Annotated in this window: 13 protein-coding genes; 8 read left to right on the top strand and 5 right to left on the bottom strand. The window is 60.9% G+C overall.

The features are described 5' to 3' along the window. Positions 1 to 21 precede the first annotated feature (21 nt). The 4 genes from AB3X39_RS06475 to AB3X39_RS06460 form a co-directional block, all read right to left on the bottom strand. Complete coding sequence (locus AB3X39_RS06475; RefSeq protein ID WP_369416578.1) at positions 22 to 1206, bottom strand: PilT/PilU family type 4a pilus ATPase; 1185 nt, start codon at positions 1204 to 1206, stop codon at positions 22 to 24. Between the two features lie 177 nt (positions 1207 to 1383). After that, the gene (gene dapD / locus AB3X39_RS06470; protein WP_369416541.1) at positions 1384 to 2211 is read right to left on the bottom strand and encodes a 2,3,4,5-tetrahydropyridine-2,6-dicarboxylate N-succinyltransferase; all 828 of its coding nucleotides are present in this window, start codon (positions 2209 to 2211) and stop codon (positions 1384 to 1386) included. Positions 2212 to 2250: 39 nt separating this feature from the next. Beyond that, positions 2251 to 3477 carry a succinyldiaminopimelate transaminase gene (gene dapC / locus AB3X39_RS06465; protein ID WP_369416540.1) on the bottom strand — a complete coding sequence of 409 codons (1227 nt, stop codon included), beginning with the start codon at positions 3475 to 3477 and terminating at the stop codon, positions 2251 to 2253. A 19-nt stretch (positions 3478 to 3496) separates the two neighbouring features. Further along, entirely contained in the window at positions 3497 to 4495 is a 999-nt protein-coding gene (locus tag AB3X39_RS06460; protein WP_369416539.1) for a universal stress protein, read from the bottom strand. A gap of 110 nt (positions 4496 to 4605) precedes the next feature. Between AB3X39_RS06460 and smc the strand changes: the two genes are divergently transcribed. The 4 genes from smc (at position 4606) to AB3X39_RS06440 (ending at position 13026) form a co-directional block, all read left to right on the top strand. Further along, on the top strand, positions 4606 to 8139 hold the full coding sequence (gene smc, locus AB3X39_RS06455) for a chromosome segregation protein SMC (protein ID WP_369416538.1): 3534 nt from the start codon (positions 4606 to 4608) through the stop codon (positions 8137 to 8139). Positions 8140 to 8202: 63 nt separating this feature from the next. Beyond that, a complete protein-coding gene (locus tag AB3X39_RS06450; protein WP_369416537.1) occupies positions 8203 to 9396 on the top strand; it encodes a cell division protein FtsZ in 1194 nt (397 codons plus the stop codon). 4 nt (positions 9397 to 9400) lie between these two features. After that, entirely contained in the window at positions 9401 to 11533 is a 2133-nt protein-coding gene (gene ligA / locus AB3X39_RS06445; protein WP_369416536.1) for an NAD-dependent DNA ligase LigA, read from the top strand. A gap of 50 nt (positions 11534 to 11583) precedes the next feature. Continuing rightward, positions 11584 to 13026 carry a right-handed parallel beta-helix repeat-containing protein gene (locus tag AB3X39_RS06440; RefSeq protein ID WP_369416535.1) on the top strand — a complete coding sequence of 481 codons (1443 nt, stop codon included), beginning with the start codon at positions 11584 to 11586 and terminating at the stop codon, positions 13024 to 13026. Here the strand turns inward: AB3X39_RS06440 and fabI are convergent. Then, the gene (fabI, locus tag AB3X39_RS06435; RefSeq protein WP_369416534.1) at positions 13004 to 13789 is read right to left on the bottom strand and encodes an enoyl-ACP reductase FabI; all 786 of its coding nucleotides are present in this window, start codon (positions 13787 to 13789) and stop codon (positions 13004 to 13006) included. The genes AB3X39_RS06440 and fabI overlap by 23 nt on opposite strands. A gap of 277 nt (positions 13790 to 14066) precedes the next feature. Between fabI and rimP the strand changes: the two genes are divergently transcribed. From rimP to rbfA, 4 genes are all read left to right on the top strand, one after another. After that, positions 14067 to 14606, top strand: a complete 540-nt coding sequence (gene rimP, locus AB3X39_RS06430; RefSeq protein ID WP_369416577.1) for a ribosome maturation factor RimP — start codon at positions 14067 to 14069, stop codon at positions 14604 to 14606. Continuing rightward, complete coding sequence (nusA, locus tag AB3X39_RS06425) at positions 14603 to 16084, top strand: transcription termination factor NusA (RefSeq protein WP_369416533.1); 1482 nt, start codon at positions 14603 to 14605, stop codon at positions 16082 to 16084. Before rimP ends, nusA begins: the two co-directional genes overlap by 4 nt. A gap of 58 nt (positions 16085 to 16142) precedes the next feature. Then, a complete protein-coding gene (infB, locus tag AB3X39_RS06420; RefSeq protein ID WP_369416532.1) occupies positions 16143 to 19304 on the top strand; it encodes a translation initiation factor IF-2 in 3162 nt (1053 codons plus the stop codon). A 93-nt stretch (positions 19305 to 19397) separates the two neighbouring features. Further along, positions 19398 to 19766, top strand: a complete 369-nt coding sequence (gene rbfA / locus AB3X39_RS06415) for a 30S ribosome-binding factor RbfA (RefSeq protein ID WP_369416531.1) — start codon at positions 19398 to 19400, stop codon at positions 19764 to 19766. The last annotated feature ends 13 nt before the right edge of the window (positions 19767 to 19779 follow it).

Raw genomic sequence — 19779 nt, 5'->3', positions numbered from 1 at the left:
GCACGGGAAAACCGTTCAGTCTCAACGCGGTGGCATACCGGGGGGGCGTCGCAGGGGCGGCGGTTGTTCCGGCTCCACCACGTCCAGGGTGATTTCAGTGAAGGATGGGCCCACTTCGGCCTCTTCTTCCTTCTCGGGCGCTCGTTTGCTCTGGTTGTTTTCGTTTTGCAAGCGCCAGAGCAAATTGGTGGGTGAGTCGGCGTGGTGCAAGCCTTCTTCGCGATTCACCACGCCTTGGGTGATGAGTCGGGCAATGTCTTGCTCGAAAGTTTGGGAGCCTTCTGCGATCGAGCGCTCCATGGCTTCTTTGACACCCGAGAAGTTGCCTTGCTCGATCATCTCGGACACCAACTTGGTGTTGAGCAACACCTCCACGGTGGGAATGCGGGTGCCAAAGAAGGAGCGCATCAGCCGTTGAGAGATCACGGCTTTCAAGCCTGCGGCCAAGTCGGCCAGCATGGCGGGGCGGGCATCGGCCGTGTAGAAGCTCAGGATTCGGCCCAAGGCGTGATAGCTGTTGTTGCCATGCAAGGTGGCGAGCACCAAGTGCCCTGACAAGGCATAGGACAGCGCTGCTGTCATGGTTTCACGATCCCGGATTTCGCCGATCATGATGCAGTCCGGCGCTTGCCGCATGGCGTTGCGCAGCCCGATCTGGAGGGAGTCCACGTCGCGTCCGACTTCGCGTTGATTGATCACCGACTTGCTGTTGGTGAACATGAACTCGATCGGATCTTCGATGGTGAGGATGTGGCTGGTGGTGTGGTGGTTGCGATGGTTGATCATCGCCGCCAAAGTGGTGCTTTTACCGTTGCCGGTGGCTCCCACCAACAGAATCAGGCCTCGCATTTCCAGTGCCAAATTGCCCAAGGACTCCGGCAAGCGCAGGCTCTCCAAGGGCGGAATTTCTGGTGGAATCCAGCGAAAAACCGCCGCAATGGAACCGCGCTGCTTGAAAGCGGAAAGCCGAAACAGTCCCAAGCCTGGCATCGGCAAGCCGACATTCAACTCATGGGTCTCGTCGAGTTCTTCAAGCTGCTGTGCGGTGAGGACTTCCGCCAGCAACTGGCGCGGTTGCTGAGGGGACAAGCGCTCATGGGTCAACGGCACCATCTGACCGTTGACTTTGATCAAGATCGGCACGTTGGCCGACAGGATCACATCCGAGCCTTTGCGGTCGGCCATCAGCTTCAGCACGCGCTCCATGCTGCCTTTGTTCAGGCTTGCACTGGCGGATGCTCCCGAGTTGGGACTGCTACCGCTGCTGGCACCCCCGGTGTTGCCGACAGCGGGGCTGCGTTTTTCCTTGTTCATCGGCAATCCAGTGGGGTCAGAAGAGCTCATGGCTAGAGGGGGTGGCGGAGACTTGGGACTCTTGGGACTTCAGTCGCGCAGCAAATCGTTGATGCTGGTCTTGGCCCGGGTTTGGGCATCGACCTTCTTGACGATCACGGCGCAGTAAAGGCTGTACTTGCCATCGCTGGAAGGCATGTTGCCGCTGACCACCACCGAACCTGCCGGGATACGGCCATAGGTGACTTCGCCGGTCGCGCGGTCGTAAATTTTGGTGCTTTGGCCGATGTAGACGCCCATCGATAACACCGAGTTTTCTTCGACGATCACGCCTTCGACCACTTCGGAGCGCGCACCGATGAAGCAGTTGTCTTCAATGATGGTCGGGTTGGCCTGCATCGGCTCCAACACGCCGCCGATGCCGACACCGCCAGAAAGATGCACGTTCTTGCCGATCTGCGCGCAGCTGCCCACAGCGGCCCACGTATCGACCATCGTGCCTTCATCGACGTAGGCGCCGATGTTGACGTAGCTCGGCATCAGGATCGCACCCTTGGCGATGAAGCTGCCGCGTCGCGCCACAGCGGGGGGGACCACGCGCACGCCGGTGGCGCGCAGTTCAGCTTCGCTCATGCCAGCGAACTTGGTGGGCACTTTGTCGAAGAAGTTCAGGTCACCGCCGCCTTGGACCACGTTGTCGTTGAGACGGAAGCTCAGCAGCACCGCCTTCTTGATCCACTGGTTCACCTGCCACTGACCGACGCTTTGACGCTCAGCCACTCGGATCCGGCCCGCATCGAGTTCGCTGATGACGTGATTGACCGCGTCGCGCACTTCAGCGGGGGCTGAGGCGATGGAGAGGTTGGCGCGGTCGTCCCACGCAGCGTCGATGACTTGTTGGAGTTGGTTGGTGGACATGGATGGGTTGTCTCGTCAAAAAGAAAGGTGTTTTAAGAATCAGTTTTGCGCATGAATAAAGGTGCGGATGCGTTGCGCCGCCTCCAAGCATTCATCGACGCTGGCCACCAAGGCCATGCGAACCCGCCCGGCACCGGGGTTGAGCCCATGCGCCTCACGGGCCAAATAGCTGCCGGGGAGCACGGTCACATTGTATTGAGCCAGCAAGGCGCTGGCGAAAGCGACGTCCGACCCACCACCGATGTGCTTGGGCACTTCGGCCCAAAGGTAGAACCCAGCATCTGGAAGCGCCACCGACATGACTTCGGCCAAGATCGGCGTGACTTGAGCGAATTTCTGCCGATACAGCGCCCGGTTTTCGACAACGTGGGCTTCATCGTTCCAAGCGGCGATGCTGGCTTGCTGCACGGTCGGGCTCATGGCGCTGCCGTGGTAGGTGCGATACAGCAAGAAGGCTTTCATGAGCTCGGCGTCACCCGCGACAAAGCCTGAGCGCAGCCCCGGCACGTTCGAGCGCTTGGACAGACTGGTCAGCAGGACCAAACGCTTGAAATCGGTGCGGCCAAGTTTGAGGGCCGCCTCTAGGCCGCCCAGTGGCGCGGCATCTGGGCCTTCGCGGAAATAGATTTCCGAGTAGCACTCGTCGGAAGCAATGACAAAGCCGTAGCGGTCGCTCAGCTCGAACAGCCGGGCCCATTCGTCCAAGGGCATCACTGCCCCGGTCGGGTTGCCGGGTGAGCAAACGAAGAGCAGTTGGGTGCGCGCCCACGTGGCTGCGTCGATCTGCGACCAATCGGCGGCGAAATTGCGTGTCGGGTCGCTGTTGGCGAACACCGGTGTGGCCCCGGCCAAGAGGGCGGCACCTTCGTAGATTTGATAGAACGGGTTCGGGCACAGCACCACCGGGCCGCCCACATCTTGGTGCTGACGGGGGTCGATCACCGTTTGGGCCAAGCTGAAGAGCGCCTCGCGCGAGCCGTTGACGGGCAGCACGTGGGTGGCGGGGTCGAGGCTGACGCCGTAGCGGCGTTGCAGCCAATCGGCGCAGGCCCGGCGCAGGCTCAGGTCGCCCGCTGTGGCGGGGTAGCTGGCCAAGCCGTCCAGCGAGGCGCAAAGCCGCTCTTTGATCAGCGCTGGGGTGGCGTGTTTGGGCTCACCCATGCCCAGACTGATGGCGGAGAACGCCGGGTTGGGTCGAATGTCTTGGATGAGGGCGCGCCACCGTTCGAACGGATAGGGCTGCAAGCGCGAAAGCAAGGGATTCATGGGCGCGGATGATACGGATTCAAAGCCCGATATCGCGACTGATCTCTGCGAAAAGCCCCAGAAAAGCCGGATCGCTGTGATCCGAAAGCAGCGCAGTGTTGTCGAATGAGCCCGCAAACTGGTGTTCTGCATGCAACCAATCTTGGGGGGTCAAGGCATCCCGTGCAATCGGCAGAAGGATGTTTTCTTCGACTTGAATGTGCGCTGTCATGGCGCGAGACAGGATTTCCAGATGCAGCTGTAGGGTGTGCAGCAGCAAGTCGTCGATACGCCCTGAACTGACGCAGGCATCGACCGCTGCGGCCACGCTGCGCACCAAGTCGTATTCACGCTTGTGCTCCATCTCCAGCCGATCGAGCAAGGCACGGTGCTCAGGGGCCCGTTGCCGCAGGACCTGATGCAGGGCTTCTTCTTCTCGGCGGTGATGCCATTGGCTTGGGAAATCACGCAGGTAATGCACCATGCGGGCCAGCGCCGGCAGATTGAGGTTGGGGGAGCCAGACCCTGTGTTGGGTGTTTGGACCATTTTCTGGGCGGCTCGCAACACCGTGCTGATGGAGCGATGCTCATCTTGCAAGATGGCAACCACTTTGCTGGTGGCCGCCCTTGGATCGTTGGCTTCAACCCGCGTGACCAGCAGTGCAATCTTGGTTTTGTGCAGCACCTGCGAGGTGTTGGAGCCCGAAAGGACGCTGCTCGGGCCGTGCGAGGCCATCACGATCAAATCGCAGTGGTGTTTCTGGGCGGCGGCCAACACCGCTTCGGCGGGATGATCGCTGGCGGCCAGCTCCACTGCACATGGCACGCCCATGCTGGCAGCGGCGGTACTGGCTTTGCTCAAGATGGCTGTGCCAGCTTTTTGGTCGGTGGCACTCTCAGGCGCATGCAGACTGCTTGCGCGGACTGCATGGAAAAATGTGATCTTGGCGTGTAGCGATGCTGCCAAGCGAATCGCCTCACCGGTGTTGAAGGCCGATAGCTCGGTGCTGTCTAGCGGAACGAGCAAATGACGATACATGGCAAAGTAGGGCGCAGGCCACACGTTTAGATGTGTGCAATGGTATCATGCGACCCCTCCAAAAAGCCCGCATCAAGACGGGTTTTTTCTTTTATATCAATCACTTACGTATGCGTCTGACCTCTCTCAAGCTCTCGGGTTTTAAGTCCTTTGCTGAGCCCACCCAGTTCCAGTTGCCCGGTCAGCGGGTGGGTGTGGTGGGACCCAATGGCTGCGGCAAATCCAACATCATCGACGCGGTGCGTTGGGTATTGGGGGAGTCCAAAGCGTCCGAATTGCGCGGTGAGTCGATGCAAGACGTCATCTTCAATGGCTCCGGCCAGCGCAAGCCGGCCAGTCGGGCCAGTGTGGAGTTGGTGTTTGACAACACCTTGGCGCGGGCGGGCGGGCAGTGGAATGCTTTTGCCGAGATCGCGGTGCGCCGCACGCTCACCCGCGACGGCACCTCGACCTACTACATCAACAACCAAGCGGTGCGTCGGCGCGATGTGCATGACGTGTTTCTGGGCACGGGCCTAGGCCCCCGGGCTTACGCCATCATTGGTCAAGGCACCATCAACCGCATCATCGAATCGCGCCCCGAAGAGTTGCGCTTGTTTTTGGAAGAAGCTGCCGGGGTGTCGAAGTACAAGGAGCGTCGTCGCGAAACCGAGTTGCGCCTGCGCGATACCCGCGACAACCTGACCCGGGTCGAGGACATCTTGCGCGAGCTCGGGCTTTCGTTGGAAAAACTGGAGCGCCAAGCCGAGGTCGCCACGCGCTTCAAGACCTTGCAAGACAGCGGCACGCTTAAGTTGCATCAGCTTTGGTTCCTCAAGCACCGTGAAGCGGCCCAAGAGGCCGAGCGGGTCGGCCAAGCGCTCCATGATGCCGCCACGGCCCTTGAAGGGCGCATGGCGTCTTTGCGCCACACCGAGGCGCAACTTGAAGAAGTGCGCCAAGCGCATTACGCCTCCAGCGATACCTTGATGCAGGCGCAGCGCCATCTGGCCGAAGTTGGGTTGCAAGTCAGCCGCTTGGAAGAGCGGGTGCGTTTTGCCCAAACCAGCCGCGAACGCATCGCGCAGCGTTTGGCCGAGTTGGCGCGCCTTGATCAGCAGTGGCAAGACAAGGCCCAAGCTGCTCAAGCTGAGTTGGCAACCTTGCAAGCTCAGTTGACGCAGGCCGAGGAGAGCGTCGCAGTGCTCGACGCGCAGATCGAGCAGCAGCATCTTGACTTGCCCGATCAGGAGGCCCGGCTCATGCAGGCTCAGGCCACGCGAGACGCTCAGCGAGCGCAGATCAACAGCCTTCAGCAGCAGCGCCAAGTCTTGGCGGCTGAGCAGCGCAGCTTGGTCGAGCGGGAACAGGATTTACAACTCCAGCACGACCGGGTTCAGGCCGAGCGCCAACAGCACGATGACGCTGAATTGGAGCGCCTCGAAGAGAGCCAAATCGCTTTGGCCGAGGCCGAAGAACGTTGGGCCCAAGCCCAAGCGCGGGTCGAACAGGCGACCGAAGCGACGCAGACGGCCACCCAAGCTCATCAGCAGCAACAGCAACTCAGCTTGCAAGAAAGTCGCCGGCACGCCGAGCTTGGGGCCAAGTTGACCGCTTTGCGCGCTTTGCAGGAAAAAGTTCAGCGCAGCGGCCGTTTGCAGCCGTGGTTGCAGCGCCGGGGGTGGCAAGACCGGGTCGGGTTATGGCAACGCCTGACGGTGGTGGCGGGCTGGGAGCAAGCGCTTGAGGCGGTGCTGCACGAGCGGCTGCACGCCCTCGAAGTCGATGCGCTGGAGCCCTTGGCCAGCCTTGATCAGGATGCGCCGCCAGCGCGATTGGCTCTGCACGGTCCGGCCCTTGACGGCGTCCTGTCCGGGGTGTCGTTGGGGGGGCGCCCCGGCTGGATACGGCTGCGCGATCACGTCCGCAGCAGCGGTGACGAGACGGTGGACGCGCTGCTGGACGACTGGTTGAGCGGCTGGTTCACGGCCAAAACGCTGGAGCAAGCCTTGGCGTGGCGCGCGCAGCTTGGCGCGGGTGAGTCCATCGTCACGCCAGCGGGGCACTGTGTGGGTCAGCGCGCAGTGCGCTTTTTTGCGCCGGACTCTGAGCAAAGCGGCTTGCTGCAACGGGCCCAAGACATCCAGCATTTGGAACGTGAGCTGCATGCTCAGACCCTGATCAGCGACGAAGCACGCCATCGACTGGTCCGTACGGACGAAGCCATGCAGCAAGCCAGCCAGCAGTTGGCGCAGGCGCGGCGCGAAGCGGTCGCGGCGCAGAGTCAGGCGCACGCCTTGCAGATTGATGTGACGCGGCTGTCGCAGCGCTTGGAGCAATCGACCCGTCGTCGCCATCAGCTTGACGGTGAATTGCAGGCGTTGACGCAGCGTTTCGAGCTGCTGGGGCAGCGGCGTTTGGATGCTGAGGCCCAGCTCGAAGGTCTGGCGGAGGCGTTAGTCGAGGCGCGTGCTGAAGAGGTGACGCTTGACGCGGCCTTGCAGCACAGTCAACGCCACTTGAGCGAAGTACGGGCCGGTCTGGCGCGCACCGAGCGCGCGGCCCAAGAGGTGCATTTCACCGTGCGCTCCTTGAATGAGCGCCTGCGCGAACAGCAGCGCGTGATCACCATGGCCGAGCAGCAGTTGCAGCATCACGCCCAAGTGCGCACCGAGCAAGCCACGGAGCTGGGGCAGCTGGATGACAGCAGCACCGAAGCGCAGCTGCAAGAAGCGCTGGCGCTGCGCGTCGATGCCCAAGAGGGTCAGGAGCTTTTGCGCCAAGCGCACGAAGCCTTGGCGCAGCAGTTGCGGCAGTTGGACGAGGAGCGGCTGCGCTGCGAACACAGCTTGCAGCCGCAGCGCGACCGCATCTCGGCCCTGCAACTTGAAGCCCAAGCGGCGCAGCTCAGTTGTGCGCAGTTCATGGAGCAACTCACCCAAGCCCAGGTGGACCTGGGCGTGCTGGCGCAGAGCGTTGAAACGGGTGCCGTGCGGCTGCACGGCCTGCAAGCTGACATCGACCGCACCCAGCGCGACATCAACGCTTTGGGGCCGGTGAATTTGGCAGCTTTGGACGAGCTGAGTTCGGCGCGTGAGCGCAAAGGCTTTTTGGATCAGCAAAACGCCGATCTGGTCTCAGCCATGACCACGCTGGAAGAGGCGATCGGCAAGATCGATCTTGAGACCCAGGCGCTCCTTCAGCAAACCTTCGACACGGTCAACACCCATTTTGGCGAGATGTTTCCGCGTCTTTTCGGTGGCGGTAACGCGCGCTTGGTGATGACGGGGGATGCGGTGCTTGAAGCGGGGGTCCAGGTCATGGCCCAGCCGCCGGGCAAAAAGAACAGCACCATCCACTTGCTTTCCGGTGGCGAGAAGGCGCTGACCGCGATTGCGCTGGTGTTTGCCATCTTCCAGCTCAATCCCGCGCCCTTTTGTTTGCTCGATGAAGTCGATGCACCGTTGGACGATGCCAACACTGGGCGTTACGCCGCTTTGGTGCGCAGCATGTCGAGCCAGACGCAGTTTTTGTTCATTTCCCACAACAAGATCGCGATGGAAATGGCGGAGCAACTGGTGGGTGTGACGATGCAAGAGCAGGGTGTTTCGCGCATTGTGGCGGTGGATATGGACGATGCCATGGCCATGGCGCAGCCGGCTTAAGGCATGATTCGCCCCCTGGGTGTGCAGTGCACGTAATGACTCCTAAAACATCGGATCGGGCGGATGAATTCCTTGCAACTCTGGCTGGCTTTGCTCGGCGCTTGCGTGCTCGCGATTCTGTTGTTTCAAGCCCTCTGGCTCTCACGTCGGGTGCGCAAGCATCAGCGTACTGAACCTGTGATGGGGCAGGGCGGTGATCCGGTGGGTCTGATACCGCCGGGGGCACGGGTCCATGAGCCTTTGATGGGTGTGACGGTGCCGGTTTCTGAGGGGCCGTTGGGCGGCGGTGTGCCTTCTGCGGCCGCCCCCTCAGCAGCGGATCGTTTGGATCGTGTGACGGTGGTGACGGGTGATTCAACCGTTTCTGCTGTTTCTGCCGTTGCAGCTGCGGATACTGTGCCTGCGCCGCCACCCCGTCGGCCGGCATTGGGGGCGCGATTGGATCCGTTGATCGACGCGATTGCGTTGTTGCGCATCGACGCACCCATGCTTGGACAAGGCGTGATCGCGCACATGCCCGTGAGTCGTCGGGCTGGCAGCAAGCCGTTTCTCATCGAAGGCTGTCAGAGCCAGACCCGGCAGTGGGGTGGGGTGGCTGCGGATGTCGAATACCGTGAATTTCGAGTGGGTGTGCAGATGGCCAATCGCCACGGCCCGCTCAACGAGATTGAATATTCCGAGTTCGTGCAAAAGATCCAAGCCTTTGCCGATGCCATCAGCGCGAGTCCCGACTTTCCCGACATGCTCAACGTGGTGGCGCGTGGGCGTGAACTGGATGCTTTTGCGGCCCATCTCGACGCCCAACTGATCATGCGCTTGCGCACGCAGCCGCAGCGGGCGCCGTGGCCGGTGAGTGCGGTGCAGTGGCACGCTTCTCGGCATGGCTTTGTGGCCGGCACCACCCCGGGCCGATTGGTGCTGCCGGGGCGTGAAGAAGGCTCGCCGCCCATTTTGAGTCTCGAATTTGATGCGCAGGCTGCCTTGGCCGACAACCCCCATGACGCGCAGGTGAGCGAGTTGGTGCTGGCGTTTGATGTGCCGCAGACCTCGGTGGTCGATCAGCCGTTCAACGCGTGGTGCGCGGCGGGTCAGGCGCTGGCATTGGGCTTGGAAGCCGAAGTCACCGATGACCAAGGCCGGGAACTTTCACCCAGTGTGTGGCCGACGATCGAGCAAGACCTGAAAGGCCTCTATCGCCAAATGCGTGAGCACGGCCTGTCGGCCGGAGCGCGTTCCACACGCCGCATGTTTAGTTGATGTCATGACCCAGGCTGATCTTTTTGCGGGTGCGCTTGTGCCCGATCCCATCCCTGAGTCGTCGGGTCCGGTGCAGCGGGTGGCTGAGTTGCGCCGCCAGTTGCAGCATCACGCCCACCGCTATTACGTTTTGGATGCGCCGGAGCTGCCGGATGCCGTCTATGACCGCCTGTTTGCCGAGTTGCAAAGCTTGGAGGCCGATCACCCCGAGCTGCGCAGCGCCGATTCGCCCACGCAGCGTGTCTTGGGCACGGTGCTCGACGGCTTTACCCCCGTGCGTCACGCGCTGCCGATGCTCAGCATCCGCACCGAAACCGACACCACCGCCGCTGGCGCTGAAGCCTTCGATGCGCGGGTGCGGCGCGAGTTGGGCTTGATGGCCGAAGATCCGCCGCTTGAGTTTGTCGCCGAGCTGAAATTTGACGGACTGGCGTTGAATCTGCGCTTTGAACACGGTGTGCTGGTGCAGGCGGCCACACGCGGTGACGGTGAATCCGGTGAAGACGTGACGCACAACATCCGCACCATCCGGCAAATTCCTTTGCGCCTTCAAGGCTGCGAGGCTGCTGTGCTCGAAGTGCGCGGTGAGGTCTACATGCGCCGCGATGATTTTGAAGCGCTCAACGAGCGCCAGCGTGCCTTGATCGCCGCCGGGGCCAAGGGCGAAAAAACCTTCGTCAATCCGCGCAACGCGGCTGCCGGTGCCGTGCGCCAACTCGATGCTGGCATCGCTGCCAAGCGCCCGTTGAGCTTTTTTGCCTACGGTTTGGGGGACGTTCAAGGGTGGGCTGTGCCCCCGACCCACAGCGCTTTGCTCGATGCTTTGGCCGCCATGGGCCTGCCGGTGTGTGCCGACCGGGTGGTGACGCGGGGCGCTGCGGGTTTGGTGGATTTTCACCGCCTGATGGGCGAGAAGCGCGACGCGCTGCCTTTTGATATCGACGGCGTGGTCTACAAAGTCAATGATCGCGTCCTGCAAGAGAAACTCGGCTTTGTGAGCCGCGAGCCGCGTTGGGCGGTGGCGCACAAATACCCGGCGCAGGAACAGATCACCCGGCTCTTGGACATCGACATCCAAGTCGGGCGCACCGGCAAACTCACGCCGGTGGCCAAGCTCGAACCCGTGTTTGTCGGCGGTACGACCGTCAGCAACGCCACGCTGCACAACGAAGACGAAACCCGCCGCAAGGATGTGCGCGTGGGCGACAGTGTCATCGTGCGCCGGGCGGGCGATGTGATCCCCGAAGTGGTGGGTGTGGTGCTTGAGCAACGTCCACCTGAGGCCACTGCCAGCGAGCCTTTTGACCTTTACAAGCGTTTGGGCGGGCAATGCCCGGTGTGTGCCAGCCCCATCGAGCGCGAAGAAGGTGAAGTCGATTGGCGTTGCTCGGGTGGTTTGAGTTGCCCGGCACAGCGCAAGCAGGCCCTGCTGCACTTTGCCAGTCGCCGCATGATGGATATCGAAGGCTTGGGCGACAAGCTGGTCGATCAACTGGTCGATGCGGGCCTCGTGAACGGCTTGCCCGATCTGTACCGGCTCAGCTTAGAAAGCTTGGCCACTTTGGAGCGCATGGGTGAGAAGAGTGCCGCCAACTTGATCGCGGCGATCGACAAGAGTAAATCGACCACCTTGGGGCGTTTTCTCTTCAGCTTAGGGATTCGCCACGTGGGTGAGAGCACCGCCAAAGACTTGGCGCGCCATTTCGGCAGCATCGAGCGCTTGATGGATGCGCGGTTGGAAGAGCTGCTCGAAGTGAGCGATGTGGGCCCGGTGGTGGCGGCCAGTTTGCGGCATTTCTTCGATCAGCCTGATCAACCCAAGACGCACCGCGAGGTGGTGGCGCAGTTGATCGAAGCCGGCGTGCATTGGCCCGACGAGGTGGGCACGGCCAGCGATGCGCCACGGCCCTTGCTCGGCAAAACCTTGGTGCTCACCGGCACCTTGCCCAAGCTCAGTCGCGACGAGGCCAAAGCCCTGATTGAGGCCGCTGGTGGTCGGGTGAGTGGTTCGGTGTCGAAAAAAACCCACTATGTGGTGGCCGGCGCTGAAGCCGGTAGCAAACTGGACAAAGCCCGGGAGCTGTCGATTCCGATCGTCGATGAAGCGGGTTTGTGGGCATTGCTCAACACCCCGTAAGACCCTGACCATTTACGTGGATGCCATCGCCCGCCATGATGGGCGTCATCATGAACACGTGGCGATGGTTTTCGCGATGGTTGGGGCAGCGGTTTTGGCGCTTCTGGGCGTGGACGCTGGTGGTGGCGTGGGGTCTTGGGGGGGGCATGATCCGTCCGGCGGTCGCGTCGGATCTGATCGGCGCCGATGATTTTCTGGTCATCAAACTGCGTGACATTCAACGTGAATTCTGGCAAGGTCCCCTGATCATCCGCTCTGGGGGCACCTACAGCGGCCATTGGTTCAGTGACAAGCCCGACGTGCCGGCGGTGCAGATCGATACAGCCGAGCCGGTGGTGATCCAAGACTGCCAGATTCGTAGCCGCTCAACGCTGATCCGCGTGCTCAAACCGGGTGCGCAAGTGACGGTGCGCAATTGTCGGGCGTCGGCCTTGAATCCCCAGGCATATGGCCGTGCGCATGGCCGTTTTTTCACGGCCTTTCGCCCCGATACGGTGGTGATTGAGCACAACTTGCTGGAAAACACCGCCGGTATTCATTTGAACGGGGCCTTTGTGTCCAGCCGGAAGATTCAAATTCGCTTCAACCGGGTGAGCAACATCGTTGGTCTGCAAAGCAATGGGATGGGGGGTTACTTGGACGGCAGCGCCGCGCCTGTGCAGTTTCTCAACCTAGAACGCATCCAGTCTTCGGCGATCGATGTGGGTTGGAATGAAATCATCAACCAGCCGGATCAAAGCCGGGTGGATGACAACATCCGCATCTTCAACAGCCGAGGGGGCGGGCCCAAGGCACCGTTGCTGATTCACGACAACTTTGTCCGCGGCGGCTATCCCTTTCCCAGCCAGTTGTCGAACTACAGCGGCGGCGGCATCGTGATCGATGGCGTCGGGGCCAAGGACCAAGAGCAGTCAGCCTATGTGCATGTCTTGGATAACCAAGTGATCAGCACCACCAACTACGGCATCGGTATTTCAGCCGGGTATCAAAACATCGTCAGCCGCAATCGCATCTTGGGTGCCAATCGGTTGACGCCGGGCATTCGGGCGCCCGCCGCCAACGTCGGCTTGTTTGTGCGTGACTACAACGGCTATCGCCTGCAAGGGCTCTTTCGCGGCAACCGGGTGATCGGCAATGTGGTGGGCTGGCATCGCTCAGACGGGCAGCGCAATGACGAATCCTTCAGCGACTGCGAACCTTCGCTTTGCTCGGACGTGATTCATTGGCCGGAAGATGTGACCTTGAGCGACGAGGCTGAAGAAGGGCGTCGTTGGCGTGCCAAGCTCAAAGCTCAGCGATTGAGTCTCGGTCCGTCGGCTGATTTGTGTGCACCGCCCTTGCCTGTGTCACAGGCGCAGCGCGATCTGTGGTTGGCCAGTGCACCCTTTGAGATCGCCGAGCACCGTGGCGAGGATTGCAGCAGTGCGCCGACGCATTCCCCCAACCTCAAAAGCCGCCCAAGCGAAACACTTACTCGGCCCCGCCGACCATGACGTGGCTGAAGCCGCCGTCCACGTAGGTGATTTCAGCGGTCATGCCTGAGGCCAGATCGGAGAGTAAGAACGCCGCCACGTTGCCGATTTCTTCGATCGTGACCACGCGGCGCAGAGGTGAGTTCTGGGCGAACAAGTTGATCAGCTTGCCGAAGTCCTTGATGCCACTGGCTGCAAGCGTCTTGACCGGGCCGGCCGAGATGCCGTTGACCCGGATACCCCGTGGGCCAAGGTTGGCCGCCAGATAGCGCACGCTGGCTTCGAGTGAGGCCTTGGCCAAGCCCATGGTGTTGTAGTTGGGCACCACCCGCATGGCGCCCAGATACGACAGCGTCAGCATGGAGCTGCGCTCGCGCAAGAAGGGTAGCGCGGCTTTGGCCATCGCCGGGAAGCTGTAGGCCGAGATGTCGTGGGCGATGCGGAACGACTCGCGTGACAGGCCTTCCATGAAGTCACCCGCAATGGCTTCACGCGGCGCAAAGCCGATGGAGTGCACAAAACCGTCAAAGCCGTCGCTCCATACGCCGCTGAGGTCGTTGAACAGGCGATCAATCTGTTCGTCGCTGCCCACATCACAGTCGTAAATCAGAGAAGAGCCAAATTCGGCGGCAAATTCGGCGGTGCGTTCCTTGAAGCGTTCGCCGACATAACTGAAGGCCAGCTCGGCACCCTCGCGGTGGCAGGCTTTGGCGATGCCGTAGGCGATGGAACGATGGGACAACAGTCCGGTAATCAGGAGGCGCTTGCCAGCGAGAAAACCCATGAAGGCTCCAAGTGAATGAGATCGATAGCGTGCGATTTTCTCATGGCACCTTCATGGCACCTGCTTACGGCCGCATTTCAGCGCCGTTGCGGCTCACCCTCTGTGACCGCGACAATCCATCCATCACCGACCCTTGGCCGGAGTTGTTGCCAAGAGCGCCGTGGTCGCGTATGATCGGCGCTTCGCTAAATCGCTGAATGGGCGGGGGAATCCAGCCCATTTTTTTTTGCTTTTTTTCATTTCAGCGCAAAGCGCTCCTTTGCGCTCTAAAAGGTCGATGAACTGGCAGCAGACTGTCGAGAAAACCGTCTCAGGACTCGGTTACGAGTTGGTCGAGTGCGCCTTCGCCCCCCGGGGGCTTTTGAGCGTTTTTATCGACCGATTGCCGGGTCATGTGTATCCGACAGGCCCCGGAGAGTCTGTTGCGGTCGAGGACTGTGAACTGGTGACACGCCAGTTGCAGTACGTCCTTGAGGTTGATGGCTGTGACTATGCGCGGTTGGAAGTTTCTTCACCGGGACTGGATCGCCCCCTGAGAACGGTGGCGGACTTTGTTCGCTTTGAAGGCTCAGAAATCGATGTCACGCTGAAACTGGTTTTCCAAGGCCGCAAGAAATACCGAGGGACGCTGCGTCTTGTGGACGCAGGTTACGAGTTGCTGTTCAAGGACGGCAAGGAAGAAAAAATTCTGGGATTTGTACTTCCTGAGGTTCGTGAGGCCCGTTTGGTGCCGGTGATCGACTTCAAGAAGGGACGCAAGCGTCGTGCAGGGGAATCTGACGATGCAACGGGCGAAGCCGGAGGTCACGAAAAATGAATCGCGAACTGTTGATGCTGGTCGATGCGATTTCACGCGAAAAGAGCGTGGATCGGGATACCGTGTTTGCTGCTGTTGAGGCAGCGTTGGCGTCGGCCACGAAGAAGCTTTACGAAGGTGAAGTGGATGTTCGTGTGGCCATCGATCGCGAAACCGGGGGCTATGAGACCTTCCGTCGTTGGCGTGTCGTGCCCAATGAGGCTGGTTTGCAGTTGCCGGATGCAGAAGTGTTGCTGTTCGAGGGCTTGGAGCAGATTGCTGACGTCGAAGTCGGCGACTACATCGAAGAAGCCATCGAGTCGCTGCCCATCGGTCGTATCGGTGCTCAAGCGGCCAAGCAAGTGATCTTGCAAAAAATTCGTGACGCCGAGCGCGAGCAGTTGTTGAACGATTTCCTGTCCCGTGGCGACAAGATCTTCGTTGGCACCGTCAAGCGGCTCGACAAGGGTGATCTGATCATCGAAGCAGGCCGCGTTGAAGGCCGCTTGAAGCGTGCAGAACTGATCCCGAAGGAAAACCTTCGCGTCGGTGACCGTGTGCGCGCCATGATCATGGAAGTTGATTCGACCCTGCGGGGTCCGCAGATCGTGCTCTCGCGCTCGTCGCCGGAGTTCATGATCGAGCTCTTCCGTCAAGAAGTGCCTGAAATTGAACAGGGCCTCTTGGAGATCAAGAGCTGCTCGCGTGACTTGGGTCTGCGCGCCAAGATTGCTGTGGTTTCGCACGACAAGCGGGTCGATCCGATCGGTACTTGCGTCGGTGTGCGTGGTTCGCGTGTGAACGCAGTGACCAACGAATTGGCTGGCGAGCGCGTGGATATCGTCCTGTGGTCTGCGGATCCGGCCCAATTTGTGATCGGTGCTTTGGCGCCGGCCAACGTGCAGTCGATCGTGGTGGACGAAGAGCGTCACGCGATGGACGTGGTGGTGGATGAGGAAAACCTCGCCATTGCCATTGGTCGTGGCGGTCAGAACGTGCGCTTGGCGTCGGATCTGACCGGCTGGAAGATCAACATCATGACTGCCGAAGAATCCAAGGCCAAGCAGGCCCAGGAGTCGGACGGCATTCGTAAGTTGTTTGTTGAAAAGCTCGATGTGGATCAGGAAGTCGCTGACATCTTGATCGCTGAAGGGTTTGCTAGCTTGGAAGAGATCGCCTACGTGCCTCTCCAAGAAATGCTGGAAATTCAATCGTTTGACGAAGAAACCGTGCAAGAGCTGCGTACCCGAGCCAAGGATGCGCTGCTGACCATGGAAATCGTCAAGGAAGAAAAAGTGGATGAGGCCTCTCTGGATCTGCGTGATCTCGATGCAGGGCTGACTCCGGAGTTGATCGCAAAGCTGGCCGATGGTGGGGTGCATACCCGTGATGATCTGGCTGATTTGGCGGTTGACGAATTGACCGACATGACCGGTGTTGACGAGGCTCAGGCCAAGGCGCTGATCATGAAGGCTCGTGAGCACTGGTTCAACGTCTGAGACTTTTGATCAGGCACCCAGCCATCACCGCAACCGTATTTCTCTAGGAACAATCGACATGGCCGTGACTACCGTTGCCCAGTTCGCTGCTGAGCTGAACCGCTCGGCATCGGCGCTGCTTGAGCAACTTCAATCTGCTGGCGTCAACAAGGCCTCGGTTTCCGATGCTTTGACCGAGTCAGACAAGGAAAAGTTGCTTGCCTATCTGCGTTCGACGCATGGCACGGCAGCGGGTGACCGCAAGAAAATCACGCTGCTGCGCAAATCGACCAGCGAAATCAAGCAAGCCGATGCGTCGGGCAAAGCCCGCACCATCCAAGTGGAAGTGCGCAAGAAGCGGGTTTTCATGCAGCGTGCTGACGCAGGTCAAGGAACCGGTGTCACCCAAGGTGCTGTCGATGCCGTTGATGCCGCCATTGAGGATGCTGATCAACTGGACGTTGTCGCCGTTGATCAGGCCCAAGCCCACGTTGAAGAACAAGCTCGGCGTGAGCAAGAGGCTCAGCGCCAAGCGGAATTACGATTGATCCAAGAACAAGAAGCAGCTTTGCAACGCGAACGTGAGGCGCAAGAGCGTCGTGAGCGTGAAGAGGCTGAACGGCTGGCGCGTGAGCGTGAAGCCGAAGAGCGCGCTGCCGCCGAAGCGGCCAAAGCAGCCGCTGAAGCTGCGGCTGCCAAAGCAGCCGCTGAAGCCGCTGCCCTCGCTGCAGCTCAAGCTCGTGCTGCCCAGCAACCATCGCAGTCCGTTGTGCAAAAGACACCCGAGAAACCTGCCGCCGTTGGCGGCCCGGCTCGCCCCGAGGCCGCTCGTTCGGTCCCGACATCGAACGCCCGACCCACGTCACCGACAGCCGTCGTGACACCCCCGGTTCAAACGCCCCAAGCCACGACCACCGTGGCGCGTCCGGGTGTGCCCGTGCGTGTTGTGAAGGCTGCGGACATCGCTGCAGGCGCAGCGCAGAAACAAGCCGATGTGGACGCTCGCCGCCGCAAGGCTGAGGCTGAAGCGGCGGCGATTCGCGCCATGATGTCGCAGCCCAAGAAGGTGCTGACGGCCGCCAAGAAGCCTGAAGAGCCCAAGCCAGTCGTCGCAGCGCCGGCAGCGGGTGCGGCTGCCGGTATCAGCGGCACGATCCACAAGCCGAAATCGGGTGCACCGGGTGCGGCAACGCCTGCGGCCAACGCGGCGGCCAAGCCCGGCGACAAGAAGTCGGTCAAGTCGGAGAAGTTGTCTTCGAGCTGGGCTGATGACAAGAAGCGCGGTGTCGCGGCCAAGCCGGGCACCACAGGGCCGGGTACCGGTCCGGGCGCCCGGCCGGGGGCTCCTTCGGGCGCTCGCAACGGCAACAACTGGCGTCCGGGTGGCGGCTCCAACCAGCGTGGTGGGGCTTCGTCATCGCGTCGTGATGGCCGTGGCCATGACAACAATGCGCAGAGCTCGTTCAACGCTCCGGTTGAGCAGCAAGTGCAAGAAGTGCACGTGCCTGAGACCATCTCGGTGGCCGATTTGGCGCACAAGATGTCCGTCAAGGCTTCTGAGGTCATCAAGCAGTTGATGAAGCTCGGTCAGATGGTCACCATCAACCAGCAGCTCGACCAAGAAACGGCCATGATCCTCGTCGAGGAAATGGGCCACAAGGCTTTTGCGGCCAAGCTGGATGATCCGGAAGCCTTCCTTGAAGAGAACGCCCCGGCTGTGCCGTTGGAGCTGACGTCGCGGGCTCCGGTCGTCACCATCATGGGTCACGTCGATCACGGCAAGACCTCGCTGCTCGATTACATCCGCCGCACCCGTGTGGCAGCGGGTGAAGCGGGCGGCATCACGCAGCACATCGGCGCTTATCACGTCGAAACGCCGCGCGGCATCATCACCTTCCTCGACACCCCGGGTCACGAAGCCTTCACGGCGATGCGTGCCCGTGGTGCCAAGGCCACGGACATCGTGATCTTGGTGGTGGCCGCCGATGACGGTGTGATGCCCCAGACCAAGGAAGCGATCCACCATGCCAAGGCGGCGGGCGTGCCCATCGTTGTGGCGATGAACAAGATCGACAAGCAAGGTGCCAACCTCGACCGCCTCAAGCAAGAGCTGGTGGGCGAATCGGTGGTGCCGGAAGAATTCGGTGGTGATTCACCCTTCGTGGCGGTGTCGGCCAAGACCGGTCAAGGCATCGACGACTTGCTGGAGCAAGTGCTCTTGCAAGCCGAAGTGCTGGAGTTGACCGCTGCCAAGAACGCGCCGGCCAAGGGTCTGGTGATCGAAGCCAAGCTCGACAAGGGTCGTGGTCCGGTGGCGACGGTGCTGGTGCAGTCCGGTACCTTGAAGCGCGGCGATGTCGTGCTGGCGGGTCAAAGCTATGGCCGCGTGCGCGCCATGATCGACGAAACGGGTCGTGCCGCTCAAGAAGCGGGTCCGTCGATCCCGGTTGAAATCCAGGGTCTGACCGAAGTGCCGCGTGCGGGCGACGAATTCATGGTGTTGGCGGACGAACGCCGTGCCCGTGAAATCGCCACCTTCCGTCAAGGCAAGTACCGCGACGTCAAGCTGGCCAAGCAGCAAGCCGCCAAGCTGGAAAACATGTTCGACCAGATGGGTGCAGGCGACGTGCAAACGTTGGCCCTCATCATCAAGGCCGACGTGCAAGGTTCGCAAGAAGCGTTGGCCACCTCGTTGCTCAAGCTCTCGACCCCCGAAGTCAAGGTGCAGATCGTGCACGCTGCCGTCGGTGGGATCAGCGAGTCGGACGTCAACTTGGCGCTGGCCTCCAAGGCGGTGGTCATTGGCTTCAACGTGCGTGCCGATGCCGGTGCGCGCAAGTTGGCCGAAGGCAACGGCGTGGATCTGCGCTACTACAACATCATTTATGACGCGGTCGATGAAGTGAAGGCCGCCATGTCCGGGATGTTGGCTCCTGAACAGCGCGAAGAAGCGCTGGGCAATGCCGAGATCCGCACGGTGTTCGTGGCGTCCAAGATCGGTACGGTCGCGGGTTGTATGGTCACCAACGGTGTGGTGCGTCGTAACGCGCGCTTCCGCCTGCTGCGTAACAACGTGGTGATCTACACCGGTGAAGTTGAGTCCATCAAGCGCATGAAAGATGACGTCAAGGAAGTCAACGAAGGCTTCGAATGCGGCATCAAGCTCAAGAACTACAACGACATCTTTGAAGGCGATCAGCTCGAAATCTTCGAGATCAAGGAAGTGGCTCGCACGCTTTAAAGCGCACGGGCTCTTTCCTGGGGCCCCGCCGCAGCCGGCGGGGCTTTTTGCTTGCACGGTCCTGAAACGGTCTTTGACCCTCCCACGCTTTCCATGCGACACAAGCACGCTTCCACACCCAATCGCAGTTTTCGCGTAGCCGACCAGATCCAACGTGATCTGGCCGAACTCATCCGTGATCTCAAGGATCCGCGCGTCGGTTTGCTGACGATCAATTCGGTCGAAGTCACGCCCGATTACGCCCACGCCAAGATCTACTTTTCGTTGTTGGTGGGAGACTCCGCCGCCTGCGAGACGGCCTTGAACGAGGCTGCGGGGTATCTGCGCAACGGCTTGTTCAAGCGTTTGCAGATCCACACCGTGCCGACGCTGCATTTCCACTTTGACCGCACCACCGAGCGTGCCGCCGAGTTGAGCGCCCTGATCATTCAGGCCAACGCCACCCGAGCGCGTGAGGACTGAAGGCTGAGGATCG

This window comes from Leptothrix ochracea (assembly GCF_041083635.1).
In the GTDB taxonomy this organism is placed as follows: Bacteria; Pseudomonadota; Gammaproteobacteria; order Burkholderiales; family Burkholderiaceae_C; genus Sphaerotilus; species Sphaerotilus ochraceus.
This window is presented reverse-complemented; position numbering and strand designations above follow the sequence as displayed.